Annotated in this window: 4 protein-coding genes; all 4 read left to right on the top strand. The window is 45.5% G+C overall.

All coding sequences use genetic code 11. From position 1 onward, the window contains the following. Positions 1-432: 432 nt before the first annotated feature. The 4 genes from VE954_RS41850 to VE954_RS41835 all read left to right on the top strand — a co-directional run bounded on the left by VE954_RS41850 (position 433) and on the right by VE954_RS41835 (position 2,239). The gene (locus tag VE954_RS41850; protein ID WP_324964482.1) at positions 433-669 is read left to right on the top strand and encodes a hypothetical protein; all 237 of its coding nucleotides are present in this window, start codon (positions 433-435) and stop codon (positions 667-669) included. Between the two features lie 169 nt (positions 670-838). Beyond that, entirely contained in the window at positions 839-1,177 is a 339-nt protein-coding gene (locus tag VE954_RS41845; protein ID WP_324964479.1) for a hypothetical protein, read from the top strand. Between the two features lie 177 nt (positions 1,178-1,354). Further along, on the top strand, positions 1,355-1,579 hold the full coding sequence (locus VE954_RS41840; RefSeq protein WP_324964477.1) for a hypothetical protein: 225 nt from the start codon (positions 1,355-1,357) through the stop codon (positions 1,577-1,579). A 249-nt stretch (positions 1,580-1,828) separates the two neighbouring features. After that, positions 1,829-2,239, top strand: a complete 411-nt coding sequence (locus VE954_RS41835; RefSeq protein ID WP_324964475.1) for a hypothetical protein — start codon at positions 1,829-1,831, stop codon at positions 2,237-2,239. The last annotated feature ends 418 nt before the right edge of the window (positions 2,240-2,657 follow it).

Here is a 2,657-nt window from a genome sequence, read left to right as displayed (position 1 = left end):
TTCCAGTGCCGAAAATTGACCTGTATGGGGCACCCCGCGGTACAGGCATCCTGACGCTGGTACTGCCACGATACCGCCATTTGGTCGTTGTTTTATGCACGTACCATCGAATTTGTAAGCCGCTCCAAAAATCTCAATAATCTCAGCTCCAAAATTATGCAAATACCCCGCATAATGGCATCCAATAAAAAATTGTTAAAAAATCAATGGGTTAGCGCAGAAAGCGGTCATCTTCCTTGGTCAATACTGCACGCTATTTAGCTAACTAATATCCAGAGCATATATCTGAAGATATCCATGTGATATCTTATGGCTGAAATTATGAAATTACCCAGTGTGATGATGATGATTTTGACATGTCAAAAAGTATTTGTCAGGAGTGACACCACTATCATGTTCCTGCGGCCTCGCATACAAAGGAAGGTAAATGCGATGAAGAAAGTGACTGCTGAACATTTCGACCAGATGGTGGATGAAGGAGAAGGTCATGACAAGGTTCTGACCTCTGCAACAAAGACTCTAACGATCGATCTTCCAACCTGGATGATCGCGGAACTTGATATGGAGGCTCGTCGTTTGAATGTGGCCCGCAAGGCGTTAATCAATGTTTGGATTGCCGACCGTTTACGTGCAAATAAGCCGGCGAAAAATTCTCAGGATGCAGTCTAATTCCCCGGCTTCTTCCGCAATCTTAAAAGCACATAAAATTTTGCTTTCTCAATGAATATTATTACGCGGAGGACGCGCGCTACACTTGGTTAGGCACGCTGGGAAGCAGGACATCGTTTCAAGTTTTTCGAAAAACTTCCGAATAATTTGTTGGGCGTTTTCACTTCGTATGCGAGCCAAAAAGATAATGTACGATCACATTATAATTGCAAGTGCCGATCCCACCACCTTGCTTGGAAATATTAAAAAGGCCATTGATAAAGGCGATATCCAAACGTGGGCCTATGATCTGCAGGGAGATTTCACGCACGTTTTGGCTCCATGGCAGGACAAGGCTTGGCTCCAGCCTTCGGCTGAAGGTCCGGGATTGGTTTTTCGAATCTTTCTCGCCGAAAAGAAAGTCCCGCATCCGGCCGAGTTAAAATCGTTTCTGCTCAAGGATTTTTCTTCCGTGCTGAGTCTGCAGTTTGAATATCTTGCCAAAGGCCATCATATACGCATTGGCTGACAATTAATTTCCACCCCTGCCGTTTAATTGCCGAAAAGCGAATTATGAATCCTTGACTTTTTTCCATCAATTCGGCTATTTGGATGGCTTTGCAGTATTTGAGGACACGTCCTCAATTCGCCAATCACTCAACCCGATAGCCCATAGGTAAGAGCCATATCCAAGGGAGCAAGGCCTGTGGATTTTCAATCTGATTATGCCAAGTGGATTGGAAAAATTACCGAATACATTCGCCAGAAATATAATCGCGATATCAAAACTTTGTCGTACAGTTTCGAACTGAGGTACTTTAGCGGTTATTCTGAGAGGGACGTCATTTCTGAACTGGAATACTCCGTTTCAGATCTCCATGTGCCGCGGAACAATTCGGGCAGCAGCATGAACAAAAATCCTTTCGCGTGAATCACAGCCCCTGCTGGTCTCCACGTGTGCTTGGATCCCAAATAAATGCGTCTGCGGTTTGCTGGATGATCCAGGAAGGAAGGAAGCACATTTTCGCCGAAATTCCGCTTTAACAGACTATCAGTATTCGGTATCCTTCTCTCATAGCATTATTTAAATCAGCGACCATATTCGGGAAAATTCCAGATGCATCCCAAGTATTCGCTGAGACACAGTCATCACATGTGTTTCATGGTGGGTTAAACATTAATGATTAAACTTCCGATCATCAAGGTCAGCCGATGGTATTACCGCGCTACCCAGTCGGTGACCTCGTGTTGCAGGCTCGAAACCTTTGTCGATTCGCACGGCAGGTTTTCAATACTTGTGACCGAGCTAAGCGATAACACAGGACCGAGCGTGACGGATTCGCACGGGGCGCTCTGCAAAAGCATCATCCAGGAACTCAAGCTTCCAGCCGCACTGCCTTATGAATTCTACGAGTGCTATGATCGAAACAGCTATGCGCCACCGCGCGACGATCTATGCGAAGTAACCAGGGTTGCCTTGAAAAATGGGGTTCCGCATTGGTTTTATGTTCCAGATGAGGAATGGGACATGATTTATGCGAATCCAAAAAAGCCGAGGCCAAAAGCGAGGATTCGTAAGGCTGCCACTTAAAATGGGGCAAGGAATTAAGAAAAAGAAAAATGATTCTGAGCAGGCCCGCTTTGTGCGGGCTTTCTTCTGCATGCTCAAAATGAATAGTGTTGTTCGGCTTTTTGGAGTTCCTTGCTCAGTTGGCATCCGATTCTGAAATTCGTAAAAACACCTGAAGCTGCGCGTCCTCGATGAGTATCTTGTTGGGCTTTTTCATTTCGCATGCGAGGTAAAAAATCAGCGATTGCACCGATTCACTATGGTTTGTTGGAAAGTCTTATCCGGTAATAAGAAAGTTGGATCTGTTGCAAAAAGCCTCTGGTGTTTCGACCAGGGACTCGTCATAGTTCCTGGTTCACCGTATCCAGGGAGTGGTTATGGCGCTGAGCTTCAAAGGACGGCATTTCCAAAAGTCGATTATCCTGACCTCCATCCGCTG

This window comes from Oligoflexus sp., from assembly GCF_035638955.1.
Classification (GTDB): domain Bacteria; phylum Bdellovibrionota_B; class Oligoflexia; order Oligoflexales; family Oligoflexaceae; genus Oligoflexus.
Note: the sequence above shows the minus strand (reverse complement) of the source record. Positions and strands in the feature narration are given on the sequence as shown.

Coding starts and splice junctions, on each gene's coding strand:
- VE954_RS41850 (WP_324964482.1), top strand. CDS start 433: ATGAAGAAAGTGACTGCTGAACATTTCGACCAGATGGTGGATGAAGGA.
- VE954_RS41845 (WP_324964479.1), top strand. CDS start 839: ATGCGAGCCAAAAAGATAATGTACGATCACATTATAATTGCAAGTGCC.
- VE954_RS41835 (WP_324964475.1), top strand. CDS start 1,829: ATGATTAAACTTCCGATCATCAAGGTCAGCCGATGGTATTACCGCGCT.